Origin of the sequence: Pseudomonas faucium (genome assembly GCF_021602585.1) — a bacterium.
GTDB lineage: Bacteria > Pseudomonadota > Gammaproteobacteria > Pseudomonadales > Pseudomonadaceae > Aquipseudomonas > Aquipseudomonas faucium.
Window position 1 is genome coordinate 172,495 of sequence record NZ_BQIP01000001.1, and the last position, 15,352, is coordinate 187,846.

17 protein-coding genes and 1 pseudogene are annotated in these 15,352 nt (G+C 63.5%); 9 read left to right on the top strand and 9 right to left on the bottom strand.

Features of this window, described 5'->3' with window-relative positions; translation table 11 throughout:
• Positions 1–117: 117 nt before the first annotated feature.
• Together L6D75_RS00795 and L6D75_RS00800 are read right to left on the bottom strand one after the other, a co-directional pair.
• Positions 118–1,704: an ABC-F family ATPase gene (locus tag L6D75_RS00795; RefSeq protein WP_236193337.1), complete on the bottom strand. Its 1,587-nt coding sequence runs from the start codon at positions 1,702–1,704 to the stop codon at positions 118–120.
• A gap of 50 nt (positions 1,705–1,754) precedes the next feature.
• Positions 1,755–1,949 (bottom strand): annotated as a pseudogene (locus L6D75_RS00800) (site-specific integrase); the annotation flags it as partial.
• Positions 1,950–2,343: 394 nt separating this feature from the next.
• Between L6D75_RS00800 and L6D75_RS00805 the strand changes: the two are divergent.
• The 3 genes from L6D75_RS00805 (at position 2,344) to L6D75_RS00815 (ending at position 3,794) form a co-directional block, all read left to right on the top strand.
• Entirely contained in the window at positions 2,344–2,706 is a 363-nt protein-coding gene (locus L6D75_RS00805) for a VOC family protein (protein ID WP_176518381.1), read from the top strand.
• 137 nt (positions 2,707–2,843) lie between these two features.
• Positions 2,844–3,548 (top strand): lipopolysaccharide kinase InaA family protein, encoded by a 705-nt coding sequence (locus L6D75_RS00810; RefSeq protein ID WP_373876235.1) that lies wholly within the window; start codon positions 2,844–2,846, stop codon positions 3,546–3,548.
• 108 nt (positions 3,549–3,656) lie between these two features.
• Positions 3,657–3,794 (top strand): hypothetical protein, encoded by a 138-nt coding sequence (locus L6D75_RS00815; RefSeq protein WP_176518347.1) that lies wholly within the window; start codon positions 3,657–3,659, stop codon positions 3,792–3,794.
• 7 nt (positions 3,795–3,801) lie between these two features.
• Here L6D75_RS00815 and L6D75_RS00820 read toward each other — a convergent pair whose 3' ends face one another.
• The 3 genes from L6D75_RS00820 to L6D75_RS00830 are packed head-to-tail and all read right to left on the bottom strand — an operon-like array spanning position 3,802 to position 8,752.
• Entirely contained in the window at positions 3,802–4,926 is a 1,125-nt protein-coding gene (locus L6D75_RS00820; RefSeq protein WP_236193340.1) for an ABC transporter permease, read from the bottom strand.
• A gap of 1 nt (position 4,927) precedes the next feature.
• Complete coding sequence (rbbA, locus tag L6D75_RS00825; RefSeq protein WP_236193341.1) at positions 4,928–7,666, bottom strand: ribosome-associated ATPase/putative transporter RbbA; 2,739 nt, start codon at positions 7,664–7,666, stop codon at positions 4,928–4,930.
• 3 nt (positions 7,667–7,669) lie between these two features.
• The gene (locus L6D75_RS00830) at positions 7,670–8,752 is read right to left on the bottom strand and encodes an HlyD family secretion protein (protein ID WP_236193342.1); all 1,083 of its coding nucleotides are present in this window, start codon (positions 8,750–8,752) and stop codon (positions 7,670–7,672) included.
• A 292-nt stretch (positions 8,753–9,044) separates the two neighbouring features.
• Here L6D75_RS00830 and L6D75_RS00835 point away from each other — a divergent pair, with 292 nt between their 5' ends.
• Positions 9,045–9,413, top strand: coding sequence for a hypothetical protein (locus L6D75_RS00835; RefSeq protein WP_176518042.1), 369 nt, complete (start codon positions 9,045–9,047; stop codon positions 9,411–9,413).
• Positions 9,414–9,631: 218 nt separating this feature from the next.
• Positions 9,632–9,961, top strand: coding sequence for a hypothetical protein (locus L6D75_RS00840; RefSeq protein WP_236193343.1), 330 nt, complete (start codon positions 9,632–9,634; stop codon positions 9,959–9,961).
• 14 nt (positions 9,962–9,975) lie between these two features.
• On the opposite strand, the gene L6D75_RS00845 is transcribed toward L6D75_RS00840, so the two are convergent.
• Entirely contained in the window at positions 9,976–11,214 is a 1,239-nt protein-coding gene (locus L6D75_RS00845) for an NADH:flavin oxidoreductase/NADH oxidase family protein (protein ID WP_176518316.1), read from the bottom strand.
• A gap of 110 nt (positions 11,215–11,324) precedes the next feature.
• Between L6D75_RS00845 and L6D75_RS00850 the strand changes: the two genes are divergently transcribed.
• Positions 11,325–11,759, top strand: coding sequence for a MerR family transcriptional regulator (locus L6D75_RS00850; protein ID WP_236193344.1), 435 nt, complete (start codon positions 11,325–11,327; stop codon positions 11,757–11,759).
• An 18-nt stretch (positions 11,760–11,777) separates the two neighbouring features.
• Here the strand turns inward: L6D75_RS00850 and L6D75_RS00855 are convergent, their stop codons facing one another.
• Positions 11,778–11,978: a hypothetical protein gene (locus L6D75_RS00855; protein ID WP_176518199.1), complete on the bottom strand. Its 201-nt coding sequence runs from the start codon at positions 11,976–11,978 to the stop codon at positions 11,778–11,780.
• A gap of 216 nt (positions 11,979–12,194) precedes the next feature.
• On the opposite strand from L6D75_RS00855, the gene L6D75_RS00860 reads away from it, so the two are divergent.
• Positions 12,195–12,989: a lipopolysaccharide biosynthesis protein gene (locus tag L6D75_RS00860; RefSeq protein ID WP_176518201.1), complete on the top strand. Its 795-nt coding sequence runs from the start codon at positions 12,195–12,197 to the stop codon at positions 12,987–12,989.
• A gap of 85 nt (positions 12,990–13,074) precedes the next feature.
• Positions 13,075–13,575: a methylated-DNA--[protein]-cysteine S-methyltransferase gene (locus L6D75_RS00865; protein ID WP_236193345.1), complete on the top strand. Its 501-nt coding sequence runs from the start codon at positions 13,075–13,077 to the stop codon at positions 13,573–13,575.
• On the opposite strand, the gene L6D75_RS00870 is transcribed toward L6D75_RS00865, so the two are convergent.
• Positions 13,572–13,814 carry a hypothetical protein gene (locus L6D75_RS00870; protein WP_236193346.1) on the bottom strand — a complete coding sequence of 81 codons (243 nt, stop codon included), beginning with the start codon at positions 13,812–13,814 and terminating at the stop codon, positions 13,572–13,574. The two genes, L6D75_RS00865 and L6D75_RS00870, sit on opposite strands and share 4 nt — an antisense overlap.
• A gap of 214 nt (positions 13,815–14,028) precedes the next feature.
• Between L6D75_RS00870 and L6D75_RS00875 the strand changes: the two genes are divergently transcribed.
• On the top strand, positions 14,029–14,724 hold the full coding sequence (locus L6D75_RS00875; RefSeq protein ID WP_236193347.1) for a metallophosphoesterase: 696 nt from the start codon (positions 14,029–14,031) through the stop codon (positions 14,722–14,724).
• Here the strand turns inward: L6D75_RS00875 and L6D75_RS00880 are convergent.
• The gene (locus L6D75_RS00880) at positions 14,702–15,316 is read right to left on the bottom strand and encodes a LysE family translocator (protein ID WP_236193349.1); all 615 of its coding nucleotides are present in this window, start codon (positions 15,314–15,316) and stop codon (positions 14,702–14,704) included. The two genes, L6D75_RS00875 and L6D75_RS00880, sit on opposite strands and share 23 nt — an antisense overlap.
• Positions 15,317–15,352 lie beyond the last annotated feature (36 nt).

Here is a 15,352-nt window from a genome sequence, read left to right on the forward strand (position 1 = left end):
CGGCATTTGTGCTGCAGCCATCGCCGGCAAGCCGGCTCCCACAGGTAGGGTGCAGCACACTGCTGTTCCTGTGGGAGCCGGCTTGCCGGCGATGAGGCCATCACAGCCTCAGCTGTGTCAGACCACGACGCCCTGGCTGCGCAGGTAATCGTCATAGGTACCGCTGAAGTCCACCACGCCATCGGGCGACAGCTCGATGATGCGCGTGGCCAGCGACGACACGAACTCACGGTCGTGGCTGACGAACAGCAGGGTGCCCGGGTAGTTCTCCAGCGCCAGGTTCAGCGCTTCGATCGATTCCATGTCCAGGTGGTTGGTCGGTTCGTCCATCACCAGCACGTTGGGCTTTTGCAGGATCAGCTTGCCGAACAGCATGCGGCCTTGCTCACCACCGGAAATCACCTTCACCGACTTGAGGATCTCGTCGTTGGAGAACAGCATGCGCCCGAGGGTGCCGCGGATCACCTGTTCACCGCTGGTCCACTGGCCCATCCAGTCGAACAGGCTCATGTCGTCTTCGAAGTCGTGGGCGTGGTCCTGGGCGTAGTAGCCCACCTCGGCGCTGTCGGTCCATTTCACCGAGCCTGCATCCGGCGTCATCTCGCCGACCAGGGTGCGCAGCAGGGTGGTCTTGCCGATACCGTTGGGGCCGATGATCGCCACGCGCTCGCCGGCTTCGACGGTGATGTCGAAGTTCTTGAACAGGACCTTGTCGTCGAAGGCCTTGGCCATCTTCTCGACCACCACGGCCTGGCGGTGCAGCTTCTTGGTCTGCTCGAAGCGGATGAACGGGCTGACGCGGCTCGACGGCTTGACCTCGGCCAGCTGGATCTTGTCGATCTGCTTGGCGCGCGAGGTGGCCTGCTTGGCCTTGGAGGCGTTGGCCGAGAAGCGGCTGACGAAGGTCTGCAGCTCGGCGATCTGGGCTTTTTTCTTGGCGTTGTCCGACAGCAGCTGCTCGCGCGACTGGGTCGCGGCGGTCATGTACTCGTCGTAGTTGCCCGGGAACAGGCGCAGCTCGCCGTAGTCCAGGTCGGCCATGTGGGTGCAGACGCTGTTGAGGAAGTGGCGGTCGTGGGAAATGATGATCATGGTGCTGTTGCGCGCCGTGAGGATCGTTTCCAGCCAGCGGATGGTGTTGATATCCAGGTGGTTGGTCGGTTCGTCGAGCAGCAGCACGTCCGGGTCCGAGAACAATGCCTGGGCCAGCAGCACGCGCAGTTTCCAGCCTGGCGCCACTTCGCTCATCGGGCCGAAGTGCTGTTCCAGCGGAATACCCAGGCCCAGCAGCAGCTCGCCGGCGCGCGATTCGGCGGTGTAGCCGTCCATTTCGGCGAATTCGGTTTCCAGCTCGGCGACGGCCATGCCGTCTTCTTCGGTCATTTCCGGCAGCGAGTAGATGCGGTCGCGCTCGGCCTTGACCTTCCACAGCTGGCCGTGGCCCATGATCACCGTGTCGATCACGGTGAATTCCTCATAGGCGAACTGGTCCTGGCGCAGCTTGCCCAGGCGGGTGTTGGGCTCGAGCATGACCTGGCCACCGGACGGCTCCAGGTCGCCGCCGAGGATCTTCATGAAGGTCGACTTGCCACAACCGTTGGCGCCGATCAGGCCGTAGCGGTTGCCGTTGTTGAATTTGACCGAAACGTTTTCGAACAGCGGCTTGGAGCCGAACTGCATGGTGATGTTGGCGGTGGAGATCAAAGGGCTTACCTATCAGTAACTTACGACGCTGGATTTTCAGCTGATAGCGATTAGATACCAGTCTGCGGGCTTTCCAGCTCGCTCCAGTGGGAGCTTGAGTTGAGCCAACAGGCATACGTCGACAGCAGCATCTGAACGCTGTGACCCAGCTGTTGGGTGATGAATGCGGGGTTGAGGCCGGACATTGCGCCTATTGTCGCATAGGTGTGACGGCAGTTGTATGGGGGCCGACGCCTGATCCTCAATTCCCTCCGCACCGGCAGACCGCGCTGAGCGGTGATGGGGGGTGATATGCTTCGCCGCCTACCCGGCAAGGACAGTGGCGATGAAAAAAAGGCTGGATGCAATGCGCGAATGGCTAACACCACGCAGGCGCCTTTGGGCAGGCATAGCTCTGTTCGCAGTCACGCTTGTTGTTCCGGCTATCAGCCCAGGAACCAGCGTCAGTTGGCTGGTGGGGCCAGCCTGTGTTTTCTTCGTGAGCAGTTTCATGCCTGTGTCGAGCGCAAAGCGTTAAGGCGCTTTCGGGCACTGTCGGAAAGTTCATCGAAGGTACGCTGAAGCGAGCGGTGTCTCGCGTTTTGTCGAACGGCGTCATGCCAGTTGTATTAGATAGCAGTCATCAACAAGGAGGTTCTGATGAGCCAGAGCAAAGACAACAAGATCGATAACATCGAGTTCAACGTAGCGAACATCGAGCGCAGCAAGGCTTTCTATGGCAAGGCGTTCGGCTGGAACTTTGTGGATTATGGCCCCAGCTACACCGAATTCAGCGATGGGCGGCTTACCGGTGGTTTTACGACCGGGGAGCCCGTTCGCCCTGGAGGCCCGTTGGTGATTCTGTACTCGGATGATCTGGAAGCGTCGCAGCGTAAACTTATTTCAGCGGGTGCCAGTATCAGCCGAGAGACATTCTCCTTCCCTGGAGGACAAAGGTTCCACTTCATCGACCCGGATGGATACGAGTTGGCCGTTTGGAGTGCCGAGGCTCCTGAACGTTAGCGCTGGCACAAACCATAGTGGCAAAGTGATAGGTGGTGGGATCCAGAAATAGTCGTCAAAGATGGCGATTTTCTTGCGAATTGGCTGCTATATTCCAACTCTCGCCACGCCAAGGCTGGCAAATGAGTGAGTAGCCAATGACTAATAATAATTCTACAAGTCTGAGTTCCTGCCATCCGCCTGTAGAGGCGATTCTGAATGCGCCTGGCGCGTGGGTGGAGCCCCCAAACATTCGACGAGGCGGGGAGAGTGGTGTGCTCCGGGTCGAGCTGGAGGGCCTGACGTTCTACAAGAAGCAGCAAGTTGGGCATGTCTATCGAAGTTTTCTGCACCCGTTGGGCTATCCAACCGTTGCCCGCGAAGCGAAGGCCCTTCGTGCGGCTGCGTTGTTGGGCGTATCGACGCCAGCACTTGTGCACGCCCATGTCGGTAAACAGCGCGGTGAGTGGCATGCGGTGATGGTGACGGCCGCGCTGGACGGTTATTTGTCACTGGAAGACTTCTACCGCAACAAGCTGGACCAAACACTTGGGTCCAGGCGCCACCATGAGATTCTGGAAGCGTATGGTCAAGCACTCGCCAGGTTGAACGTTGGCCGTTGGCAACATGGCTGCTTGTATCTGAAACATGTCTTCGTTGATTTCAGCGAGCCGAGCGTGAAAGTGGCATTGCTTGATCTTGAAAAGGCCAGGCAACGACTCACCGCGAAACGGGCCGCCCGCCATGACTTGCGGCAAGTCAAACGCAGGTCGGGATGGTCAGGGCAAGAGTGGGAAGCGTTTTGCCGAGGCTATCGATACGCGTTTGGACCGAACGCAGAGCGGCTCCTGGTCGCGTGCTGAGGCCCTGGCATTGCCTTGCAGATGAGTGGAGCGTCGCTGCATGAACCTCGGGATTGCACGAGGTCAAATCTATGCAGGGCCAGGTTTCGCCTGGCTGGAGACACTCAGATGAAACGTAAAGCAGCGTGGGCCGCCATTTTGTCGGCCGTTGTGTTACTCAGCGGTTGCTGGCCGTATTGGCATGATGGCGATCATCACCGGCACTACTACGATGACCGCGGTGGCCACGAGTACCGGCGCTACTGATCGCGGCTCAGGCCATCTGGCTGAGGGTGCGCCGGAAGCGGCGTAGCGAGGCCACGAACAGCAGCGTGCCGATCACCAGCAATGCCAGAAATGGCTTCCACACCGTTTCCAGCCCCGCGCCACGGAACAGGATGGCCTGGCCGAGGCTGACGAAATGGGTGGTGGGGGCCGCCAGCATCACATGCTGCACCAGCTCCGGCATGCTTTCTCTGGGCGTTTGCCCGCCCGAGAGCATGTTCATCGGCATCAGCGTCAGCATCAGCAGCAAGCCGAACTGCGGCATGCTGCGCGCCAGCGTGGCCATGTAGATACCCATTGAGGTCATGGCGAACAGGCACAGCGCCACCCCGCACAAGAACAGCCCGATCGAGCCCTGGATGGGCACGTGGAGCAACCCGCGCACCACGATATTGAGCGACAGCGCGGTGGCCACCAGCACCACCAGCCCCATCGCCAGCACTTTCGAAGCCATGATTTCCCCGGGCGTCACCGGCATCACCAGGATGTGCTCGATGGTGCCGTGTTCACGCTCGCGAATCAGCGCCGCGCCCGTGAGGATGATCGACAGCATGGCCACCGAGTTGATGATCTCGGCGATGCTGCCGAACCAGGCCTTCTCCAGCGTGGGGTTGAAGCGCGCACGCAGCACCAGCTCCACCGGCAGCGCGCTGCTGACCCGGTGGCGGCTGGCGAACTCGCTGACTTCGCCCATCACCACCTGCTGGATGTAGCCGTTGCCGGTAAACGCCTGGCTCATGCGCGTGGCGTCGATGTTCAGCTGTATCTGCGGGTCACGGCCGGCCAGCAGGTCGCGCTGGAAGTTGGGCGGGATGTTGAGGACGAAGGTGAAGTCGCCGTTGTTCATGCCGGGGTCCACTTCGTCCAGGGCGATCATGCGCGGGATGTTGAACTCCGGCGGGTAGAACGCCGTGGCAATGCGTGCGGACAGCGGCGAGTGGTCTTCGTCGACGATGGCGATGGGGGCGTTGTGCAAGGTTTCCGGCACGGCGGTGGCGGAGGTGTAGATCGACACGCTGAACACGTACACCACCAATATCAGCATCACCGGGTCGCGCAGCAGGCTCCACAGCTCCTTGCGGCCCAGGCGCAGGATGTTCTTCAGTTTGCGCATGTCATCGCTCCTGCTTCTTGAGCAAGGCCACCGCGGCGCCGAGGATCACCGGCACCGCCAGCAGCAGGTTGCCGATGGCGCCGCGCAGGTCCTCGAAGCCCAAGCCCTTGCTGAACACGCCGCGGCTGATATTGAACATGTGCGTGGCCGGGTACGCCTCGCCGACAAGGCGGCCCATGCCCTCCATCGACGACACCGGGTTGAGCAGGCCGGCCAGTTGGGTGGCCGGCAGCATGGTGCCGATCATGGCGAAGAACATCGCTGCAATCTGGCTGCTGGTGACCGTGGACGCCAGCAGGCCCATGCCGGTGGAGATGATGCAGAAGATGAACATCGCCACCACCAGCGTCAGGTAGCTGCCGGTGACCGGCACGCCGAACGCGGTGACCGCCAGGAGGCTCATGCACAAGAAGTTGACCATCGCCAGCAGCACGTAGGGCAACTGCTTGCCCAGCAGAAACTCGGTACGGGTGATGGGCGTGACGTACAGGTTGAGAATCGAGCCCAGCTCCTTCTCGCGCACCACCGACAGCGCCGTGAGCATGGCCGGCAGCATCAGCAGCAACAGCGGGATGACCGCCGGCACCATGGCCGGCAGGCTGGCGATGTCGGGGTTGTAGCGGTAGCGGCTCTGGATATCGACCAGTCGCGCAGCGCCGGCCCCGCGCAGGTGGCGCGTCTGCTCCTGCAGCCAGTGCTGGTGGATGCCTTGCACATAGCCCTGCACGGTTTCGGCGCGTTGCGGCATCGAGCCATCGATCCAGGCGCCGATCTGCACGTTGCGCCCCGCCACCAGGTCGCGCCCGAAGCCTGAAGGGATCTCGATGGCCAGGGCGATCTCGCCGCGGCGCATGCGCTGGTCCAGGTCCTCGTAGCTGGTCAGGGGCGGGCGCTCGATGAAGTAGCGCGAGCCTTCCAGGCTCAGGGTGTAGCTGTGGCTGAAGGTGGTCTGGTCGCGGTCGAGCACGGCGTAAGTGAGGTTCTCCACTTCCATGTTGATGCCGAAGCCGATCACGAACATCAGCAGCAGCGAACCGGCCAGGGCCAGGGTGGCACGGATGGGGTCGCGCCTGAGTTCCAGGGCTTCCCGCCAGCTGTAGCTGAGCAGGCGTTGCAGGCTGAACCGGCGCTGCCTGGCGAGCTGCGGCGCAGGCTCGGCCGGGGTGTCGGCAGCAGGCCCGGGTGGCTCGGCGGCAGTTTCACCGCTCGCTTCGATGAGGTAGCCGATGAAGGCTTGTTCAAGGCTGCTGGCGCCGCGCTTTTCCACCAGCTTGGCGGGCGTGTCGCTGTCCAGCACCTTGCCAGCATGCATCATCGACATGCGGTCGCAGCGCTGGGCTTCGTTCATGAAGTGGGTGGAGATGAAGATGGTGACCTTGTCGCGCCGCGACAGCGCCACCAGCAAATTCCAGAAATTGTCGCGGGCCACCGGGTCGACGCCGGAGGTGGGCTCGTCGAGGATCAACAGTTCGGGCTTGTGCACCATGGCCACGGCCAGCGACAGGCGCTGGCGCATGCCCAGCGGGATGGCAGCCGGCAGGCGGTCCAGCACCTGGCCCAGGCCAAAGCGCTCGACCATTTCCTCCACGCGCCCCGGCACCTCAGCGTCCGGCACGTGGAACAGCTGGGCATGCAGCACCAGGTTCTGGCGCACGGTCAGCTCGCCATACAGGGAAAACGCCTGGGACATGTAGCCCACCCGGCTGCGGGTGTCGATGTCCCTGGGGTCGATCTCCTTGCCGAACAGCCAGGCCCGGCCTTCGCTGGCCGGCAGCAGGCCGGTGAGCATCTTCATGGTGGTGGACTTGCCGCAGCCGTTGGAGCCGAGGAAGCCGAAGATCTCGCCACGGCGGATGCGAAACGACACCTGGTCGACGGCCGTGAAGTCGCCAAAGCGCATGGTCAGGCCCTGGGCCTCGATGGCGATATCGTTTTCGTCGGCCTGCAGCGGCGGGATCAGCACGGGTTGATGGCCGCGTTTCTTGTCGTCGGGCAAAAGCGCGATGAAGGCTTCTTCAAGCGATGGGCAACGGGTGCGCGCCAGCAGCGCCTCGGGCGTGCCGGTGGCGAGGATGCGGCCGTCGTCCATGGCCACCAGCCAGTCGAAGCGCTGGGCTTCGTCCATGTAGGCGGTGGCGACGATCACGCTCATGCCCGGGCGCTCCAGGCGGATGCGCGCGATCAGCTCCCAGAACTGCGCACGGGCCAACGGGTCGACGCCTGTGGTGGGTTCGTCGAGCAGCAGGAAATCGGGGTCGTGGATCAAGGCGCAACACAGGCCCAGCTTCTGTTTCATGCCGCCCGACAGCTTGCCGGCGGGGCGCGCGAGAAACGGCAAGAGGCCGGTGCTGCGGGTCAACTCGTCGATGCGCCGGCGGCGTTCGTCGGCCGCGTGGCCGAACAGGCGGGCGAAGAACTGCAGGTTCTCTTCCACCGAAAGCGTGGGGTAGAGGTTCTTGCCCAGGCCCTGGGGCATGTAGGCGATGCGCGGGCACACGGCATCGCGGTGGCGTTTGCTGGCCATGTCGCCTTGCAGCACCTGGATGTGGCCCTGCTGGATCACCCGGGCGCCCGCCAGCAGCGACAGCAGGCTCGACTTGCCGACGCCGTCGGGGCCGATCAGGCCGATCATGCGCCCACTGGGGACGTCCAGGCTCAGGTCATCGAGGGCGACGGTAGCGCCATAGCGCAGGGTGACATGCTCGACCTGAGCCACCAGGCCAGGGGGCGAAACGCGCATGGCTTACTCCGTGAGCTTCGAGTTCAGCGAGGCCGGCCACTGGGCCTCGGCGTCGAGCTTGACCCAGGCCACGCCGGGCAGGCCGGTCTTGACGTATTCCAGGTAGCGTTGCAGCAGGTGTGGCGGGAGCTGGGCCTTGACCCGGAACATCAGCTTCTGCCGCTCGGAGGCGGTTTCCACGGTCTTGGGCGTGAACTGCGCGGCGCTGGCGACGAACGACACGGTGGCAGGCAGCGGCGTGTCCGGCGCCGCGTCGAGGACGATGCGCACCTCACTGCCCAGGGCCACCTGGCCGGCGACTTCGTTGGGCAGGAAGAAGGTCATGTACACGTCCGCCAGATCGATCACGTTCAATACCCGGCCACCGGCGGCAAGCACCTCGCCGGGCTGGGCCACGCGGAACTGCACGCGGCCGCTGCGTGGGGTCTTGAGTTCGCTGTCGCGGATATCGGCCTCGACCCGGTGCAACGAGGCCCTGGCGGCGCCGACGGCAGACTGGGCACCGATGCGCTGGGCTTCGGCGGCCTTGATTGCCGCCTTGGCGGCCCTGACCTGGGCCTTGGCGGCAGCCAGGGCAGCCTGGGCGCCGCGCAGGTTGGCGCGGTCATCGTCCAGTTGTTGCTGCGAGGTGGCGCCTTCTTTGGCCAGGGTTTGCGTGCGGCCGTGGCGGCGCTGGGCGGCGTCCAGTTCGGCATCGCGCTGGCCGACCAGAGCCTGGGCTGCGGCAGCATCGCTTTCGCGCAGGGCAACCTGGGCTTCGGCGGCGGCCACCGCGTGCTCGGCCTGGTGCAGAGTGGCTTCGGCTTCGTCGCGCTGCGCCTGGAGGGTGTCGAGTTGCATGGTGGCCAGCACCTGGCCGGCTTTGACGAAGTCACCTTCGTTGACCAGGATGTCCTGGATACGCCCGGGCAGCTTGGTGGCCACGTCGATCTCGGTGGCCTCGATACGCCCGTTGCCACTGACGAAGCCGTCGCCGGGCCCGGTGTGCGCCAGGTTCTGCCAGGCCCACCAGCCCAGCGCCAGGGCGCCGGCGGCAATGGCGGCGACGAGGAGTTTATTCTTGGGCAAAGCGGATAGCAGGGTCATGGGCAGCTCGACGCGTTTACGAGGTTGGGTTCGGTGACGGGCGAGAGGGGCGGTATCGACTTCGCCCGATGCTGCACAGCGTGCCAGTTTGCGCAAAGCGCATGTTGACTTGAGGCAAGGCTTGAGTGGGGAGCAGTACTCAGTCAGTTCCGCGATAAAGCCATATAGCGAACCAGCATATTGCCCCGATAGTTAGCAGGCGTACTATGTTCGGCATAGAGAATTAAAACAGGGGCTTTATGCAGTTGCGGGTTTGTACAGCGTGATCGACGGGGCAGCAGGAGTGTGTCGCGTGAAGCGTTCAAGTTCATTCGCAGGCGCAATACTGGTATCGGCGTTGGCCACCGTATTCATGGCGGGGTGCGCACAGAACCCTGATGTACGTGACGGCCACGATTACACCTCCGGTACCACCCACCGAAGTGCACCTGACTACTTGGGATGTGTAAAAGGAGAACTGCAAAGCAATACCGCCACCTTCGAAGAGGGCACCGGCGATTCGGTCAAGCTCTATGTGGACAGCACCGACCCCAACAAGGCCAATGGCCTGGTGGAAGTGCAGGGCAGTGGCGCCCAGCGTCACTTCACGGCCTATCAGCGCGATGCCTGGTATGACCATGGCAGGTTGCTCGATGCCGCGTTGATGTGTTCCAAAGCCTGATTGCAAGTAAGACAGAACAAAAAGCCCGCACCCTGGAGCGCGGGCTTTTTGCGATGGGTGCTGATCCATCAGCGCCGCGAATTCTACGCAAGTTGCCGGCGATTGAAATGCGACGGAAGTCTGGCGCGGAGCAGGTCGCACGCGGCACTACCTTGGTTGATTAGTACTTTTGCGCAAGCCTGGCTAAAATAGCGCTCGTCCCTATCGGTCAATTGCAAATGCCTACCTTTCGCATTCTTTTCTGTGCCGCTCTGGCTTTGGGCCTTGCCGGCTGTGCCAACCCTGGCAAACCTACCGCCAGCAAGCTGACTCCAAAGTCGCCCAGTGAATATGCGGCCTGTGTGCTGCCAAAGTGGCAAGCCGTGGCCCCGGCCACCACGCAGAAGTCCATCGCCCATGGTTACCGGCTGACCGCGCCCAGCGCCTTGAGGTCGGACGAGGTGCTGGAAGTGGTCAGTTACCGCGAGGGCAGCCGTGCCACCTTCTACAAGGGCAGCTTCCTGTCTGGCGACAAACTGCGCGAGGCCGCCAGGGATTGCCTGGAGTGATGCCAGCAGGTGCTTCATTGCGCCAGCCTGCGCTTCATCATGCGTTTGTACTGACGCACGCGTTGTAGCGTGCACCACTGCTCCTGCAGCAGCGCCCGCAGCGGCGAGGCCTGTGTGTCAGGTTGGTTGCCCGCTGCCAGGCGGCGCATCTGCAGCTTGACCAGCGCCATGTAGGCCAGTGCGGCGAATGCCTTGCGCTTCCAGCGGATAGGCTGCAGTGCAGCGCTGGCGCTGCTATCGCCAAGCTGCCAGCGCTTGGGCAAGGCCGGGTCGACGGCCAGCGCCGTGGCGATGCCGGCCATGGCCACGCCACTGGCAAGTACCTCTTCGACCACCGGCAGGCGGCGAATACCGCCTGTGACCATCACCGGCATCCTGGCGATTGCCGCGATATCGCGGGCAAAGTCGAGGAAGTACGCTTCGCGCGCCAGGGTTCGCCCATCACGGGCATCGCCTTGCATCGCCGGCGCTTCGTAGCTGCCACCAGAAAGCTCCACCAGGTCCACAGCCAGGTCGTTGAGCCAGAGCACCACCTGGCGAGCATCCGCCGGCTCGAACCCACCGCGCTGGAAGTCGGCCGAGTTGAGTTTGACGGCCACGCAGAAGCCGGGCGACACCGCCGCACGTACCGCCTTGACCACTTCCAGCAACAGCCGCGCACGGTTTTCCAGGCTGCCGCCCCAGCGGTCATGGCGCCGGTTGCTCAACGGCGAGAGGAACTGGCTGAGCAGGTAGCCATGTGCGGCGTGGATCTGCACGCCAGTGAAGCCCGAGGCTTCGGCCAGGGCTGCAGTGCGGGCGAAGCGCTGGATCAATGCGCCGATTTGCGCTTCGTCCAGTGGCTGGGGCAAGGGAAACAGCTTGGACAAGCCGCCCATCTCCAGGCCAACGGCCGAAGGCGCCACGGTCGGCTGGCCGAGGTTGGCCTGCATCTGCCGCCCCGGGTGGTTGATCTGCATCCAGAACTGCGCGCCCTGCGCCCGGCCGATGCTTGCCCACTGGCGAAAGCGCTGCAGTGGCTGGCTGTCGTTGAGCATCACACCGCCTGGGCCGGTCATGGCGCTGGGGTCGATCATGACATTGCCGGTCAGCAGCAACCCGGCGCCGCCCTCGGCCCAGGCCTGGTACAGGCGCAGCAGTTGATCGGACGGGGTCTGGTCGAGGTTGGCGAGGTTCTCTTCCATGGCAGCCTTGGCGATGCGGTTGGCCAGGGTGCTGCCATTGGGCAAGAGCAGGGGGGTGAATGGGGTCATGGGTAGTCTCCAAAAAAGGCGCCGCGTATCGGCCGACACGCCGATCGCCTGGGCTTTGCAGAAGGCTAAGGTTAAAGTAAACCTTAAGGTCAAGAGGGAGATTGCACTTCATGAAAATCGGTGAATTGGCCCGGCGCACGGGCCTGACTGCATCACGCATTCGTTTCTATGAAGCCAGTGGGCTGATCGAAGCCCGCCGGCTGGGCAATGGCTACCGCGATTACCCGGAGCAGACGGTGCGCGCGCTGGAGATCATCGCCTGTGGCCAGCAGGCCGGCTTCAGCCTGGAGGAAATGCGCAAGCTCACCGGCGCATCGGCCGTCGGTGCCGAGCGTCATGGCCTGCTGCTGGCGAGCCTCAAGCGCAAAGTGGCGGAAATCGAAGCGATGCAGCAGCGCCTGGCGCACAACCGCGCGCAGTTGCTGGCGGTGATCGCCGGTATCGAGGGCAAGCCCGAAGGCATGGATTGCGAGCAGAATGCCGAGCGGCTGATCGATGGCTGGCAGGCGGGCGAGGGGGCAGGAACAGGCCAGAGCCGTGCGTGAACCAATGCGCCCGCGGCGTTATTCGGCGTTCATGTTCAAGCGCTGGCATTGCAGCTCTGCAGCGGTCTTGCTGGGATAACTGGGTTTCAGGCGCTCCTTCGCGTGGTTGTCGTAGATGTCGAAGCCGCCGCATACGGTCGCCGCGAAGTACCTGCTACCGATGCGCAATGACTCCTTTTCGATGGGTACAGCCGGAACGATAACGAATCTCGGTTGCATCTTTCGTGCCTCCCCAGGCAGAGACTTAAGTATTAGTCTCTGGGTTGGTATGCATCAAGGCAGCTCATGAATTAAAGCTTCGGTGATGGCCGGCAAGAATGCCTGGCCTGAAATAGACCCGTTGGTCTGATCGTGTAAGGTTTTTGTAAAAGTGTTTTCCGCAGGCTTCAAGGCGTGCGTACCCTGTAGGGGTATTCAGATTTGATGATGTACCTGATGAACACACTTCCGTCGCAGCTCGATGCTGAACGCGGGGCGTTCTCCAGTTTTGAGGCGTGTCGCAATACCCAGAAGGGCCCCGTGGTGATTCTTGCCTCCGGCGCTTCTGCAAAACATTTCCCCATGGGTGAGTTCGCTCACCTGCCGGTGATAGCCATGAACGGCTCCATCGCACTCACGGCAGCCAGTGGTGTGAAACCGTTCTTCTATGTCTGCACCGACAAGAGCTTTCGCAAGCAACAGCCGGCATTGTTCGCCCAGGCCATGCGTGACAGCGAGCGCCTGGCCCTGTGGCCCGAGCAGTTCGCCAATGCCGACATCCCCAGCGCCACTCAGTGCTTCCCCCTGCGCAAGGCCGAAATCCCAGGCTTGCTCACCAGCCTGCGCGGGCATGACGCCAGCCATGTCTGCAGCCGGGCGTCGTGGAGCAAACGGGCCCGTTCGATCGCCTTCAGCAAGGATTTGTCGACCGGCTTCTACGATGCCCGCACGGTGGCCTACGTTGCCCTGCAACTGGCTTACCACCTGGGCTTCGAGCAGGTGCTGCTGGTGGGCGTGGACCTCGACCAGTCGGTGGGGCGTTTCTACGAAGAGGAAGGCGCAGAGGGCGAACGCTCGCCGTGCGGGCTGGACCAGCACTGGGACAGCCGCATCCTGCCCTCGCTGACCTTGATGGCCCGGGAAGTGGTGAACGAGCATTTTCGCGTCTACAACCTGTCGCCCACCTCGCGCATACCGCAAGCGGTGATCCCCAAGATCGGCCTCACTGAAGCCCGGCGCATCGCGGCCTGAAGATTGCCTGCGCAAGAAAGCGGATGCGCAGGCTGCCCGGCAGCGCTAGAGTGCGGGCAACCTTTGTTGCGGTGGAAACCTGCCCATGTCCTGCGCCTTCACGTTCCTGCAATCCCCGGTCGGCACCTTGACCCTGGTCGCGCGCGGCGAGCGGCTGGCGGCCGTGCTGTGGGAGGAAGAACGGGAAAACCGCGTGCGCCTGGGTGAGCTGCACCGTGATGATCAGCTGCCGATACTGCGCGAGGCTGCACGCCAGCTGGGCGAATACTTCGCCGGCACGCGCCGGCGCTTCGACCTGGCGCTGGATTTTGCCGGCACCGAGTTCCAGCGCCAGGTGTGGGCCGCGCTGCTGACCATACCGTTCGGCGAAACCCGCAGTTACAGCGATATCGCCCGGCAGATCGGCAACCCCAGCGCGGTGCGTGCGGTAGGCGCGGCCAACGGGCGCAACCCGATTTCGATCATTGCCCCTTGCCACCGGGTGATTGGCGCTTCCGGCAGCCTGACCGGCTTTGCCGGCGGCCTACCGGCCAAGCAATACCTGCTGGCGCTCGAAGGGCGCCAGAGCCTGGCCCTGGACCTCTAGCCGAGCCAATAGGCAACCAGGCAGATCAGCAACGCCAACAACGAGCCCGCCATCAGCGTGTAGTGCCGCTGCGCCCGCCGGGCAAGTGGCCGTGCTTCGCGCAGGTACTGGCCAGGTGTCGGCGCATCGGGGCGGTGGCGCAGGCCCTCGGCGATGTCGGCCAACTGGCCTTGGATCAACAGCCCGACCAGGTAGTAGGTGGCAGCGAAACTGCCCAGGGTCAAGAACAGATACTTCATGCAGCCATGGCATCCAGCCGGGCACAGCGTTCCATTTGCATTCGTTTGCACCTTCAGATCAAGGCGCAGAGCATACTACTGCGACACAACGGGTTACCAGCCATGGGGCAAGTGCCCCTCGACCTGCGCGGGGCAGGGCCATGTGCCATGCTGTTGACTGTCAGCGCCATGAGCAGGTGCACCTGCCCCGGCGCGGTAGCCGAGGAACACTGCAATGAGCCGGTTTCGGCGGGTAGCCGCCAACAGCAATGGACGCGACCTGGCCGTGGGCGATATCCACGGGCACTTCCAACGCCTGCAGGCGTGCCTGGACCAAGTGGGGTTCGACCCAGCGGTAGACCGCCTGTTCAGCGTCGGCGACCTGGTCGACCGCGGCCCGCACAGCGCGCAAGCGTTGGCGTGGCTGGCCAAGCCGTGGTTCCACGCGGTGCAGGGCAACCATGAGTCGCTGGCGATCACCCACTTTCATGGTGGGCGCCTGGATCTGGACATGTACCGCGCTGCCGGCGGCGGCTGGTTCCTCGACCTGCACAGGGACGAGCAAGAGGTGTTCGTCGAACAGTTCCTGCAATTGCCGATTGCCCTTGAAGTGCAGACCACTGCCGGCCTGGTCGGGCTGCTGCATGCCGACAGCCCCTTCAACGATTGGGCGGCATTGCGCGACAGCCTGCTGTTCGATGACGACGCCCAGGTGCGCGAGGTGTGCCAGTGGTCCCGGAAACGCCTCAAGGATGGCGGCACCGAACCCGTCGCAGGTTTGCGAGCATTACTGGTCGGGCATACGCCGGTGTTGCAGGCCAAGCGCCTGGGCAATGTCTGGCACCTGGACACCGGCGGCTGGGCCAGCGGCCATTTCAGCCTGATGGACATGGCCAGCCTGACGCTGCTCAGCCCCGCAGCAGGTGCATGAGCAGCGCCGCGCCCAACAGCACCAGCATGAGCCCCGACGCGCGCTGCAACCCGGGCAGGGCGCGTGAGAAGCGCCGCAGCAGGCGCTGGTTGCCGATGGCCATGGCCACCAGCAAGTCCCAGCCCAGCACGATGCCGAACATCCAAGCCCCATACAGCCACTTCCAGCCCACGCTGCTGCTGGCGACCATGCTGGCAAGGCTGGCATAGAACAACCCGTTCTTGGGGTTGAGAAACCCCGACAGAAAACCCAGGCCCAGGCCGCGCCACCCGCTGCTATCGGCCCGCTCAGCGCCGACGGCGGTGAGCTCGGCTTGCCCGGCGTGGCGCCAGAACAGCGCGCCGATGTACAGCAGATAGAGCGCACCGGCCAGTTGCAAACCGATGAACACGGCGCTGCCTTCACGCAGGACGGCCAGGCCGGCGAATGCCACCGCGATGAACAGCCCATTGGCAAGCGCGATGCCCAGGCACACGCCGCTGGCGGCGCGCCAACCAGCCTTGAGCGAGGTGCGGGCGACCAGGAAAAAGTCTGGCCCAGGCGAGAGCAGGGCAAGGAAATGGGCGAGGGCGACGATCAGGAATTGCTCCATGGCGGCGGGGTTGCTCCGGTTGGCAAAACCGCAGTG

Bases quoted from the DNA above. Each gene is read 5' to 3' on its own strand.
- L6D75_RS00840 (WP_236193343.1), top strand. From the start codon at position 9,632: ATGCCTACCTTTCGCATTCTTTTCTGTGCCGCTCTGGCTTTGGGCCTT.
- L6D75_RS00850 (WP_236193344.1), top strand. From the start codon at position 11,325: ATGAAAATCGGTGAATTGGCCCGGCGCACGGGCCTGACTGCATCACGC.
- L6D75_RS00865 (WP_236193345.1), top strand. From the start codon at position 13,075: ATGTCCTGCGCCTTCACGTTCCTGCAATCCCCGGTCGGCACCTTGACC.
- L6D75_RS00810 (WP_373876235.1), top strand. From the start codon at position 2,844: ATGACTAATAATAATTCTACAAGTCTGAGTTCCTGCCATCCGCCTGTA.
- L6D75_RS00860 (WP_176518201.1), top strand. From the start codon at position 12,195: ATGAACACACTTCCGTCGCAGCTCGATGCTGAACGCGGGGCGTTCTCC.
- rbbA (WP_236193341.1), bottom strand. From the start codon at position 7,666: ATGCGCGTTTCGCCCCCTGGCCTGGTGGCTCAGGTCGAGCATGTCACC.
- L6D75_RS00845 (WP_176518316.1), bottom strand. From the start codon at position 11,214: ATGACCCCATTCACCCCCCTGCTCTTGCCCAATGGCAGCACCCTGGCC.
- L6D75_RS00875 (WP_236193347.1), top strand. From the start codon at position 14,029: ATGAGCCGGTTTCGGCGGGTAGCCGCCAACAGCAATGGACGCGACCTG.
- L6D75_RS00855 (WP_176518199.1), bottom strand. From the start codon at position 11,978: ATGCAACCGAGATTCGTTATCGTTCCGGCTGTACCCATCGAAAAGGAG.
- L6D75_RS00820 (WP_236193340.1), bottom strand. From the start codon at position 4,926: ATGCGCAAACTGAAGAACATCCTGCGCCTGGGCCGCAAGGAGCTGTGG.
- L6D75_RS00815 (WP_176518347.1), top strand. From the start codon at position 3,657: ATGAAACGTAAAGCAGCGTGGGCCGCCATTTTGTCGGCCGTTGTGTTA.
- L6D75_RS00830 (WP_236193342.1), bottom strand. From the start codon at position 8,752: ATGACCCTGCTATCCGCTTTGCCCAAGAATAAACTCCTCGTCGCCGCC.
- L6D75_RS00805 (WP_176518381.1), top strand. From the start codon at position 2,344: ATGAGCCAGAGCAAAGACAACAAGATCGATAACATCGAGTTCAACGTA.
- L6D75_RS00870 (WP_236193346.1), bottom strand. From the start codon at position 13,814: ATGAAGTATCTGTTCTTGACCCTGGGCAGTTTCGCTGCCACCTACTAC.
- L6D75_RS00880 (WP_236193349.1), bottom strand. From the start codon at position 15,316: ATGGAGCAATTCCTGATCGTCGCCCTCGCCCATTTCCTTGCCCTGCTC.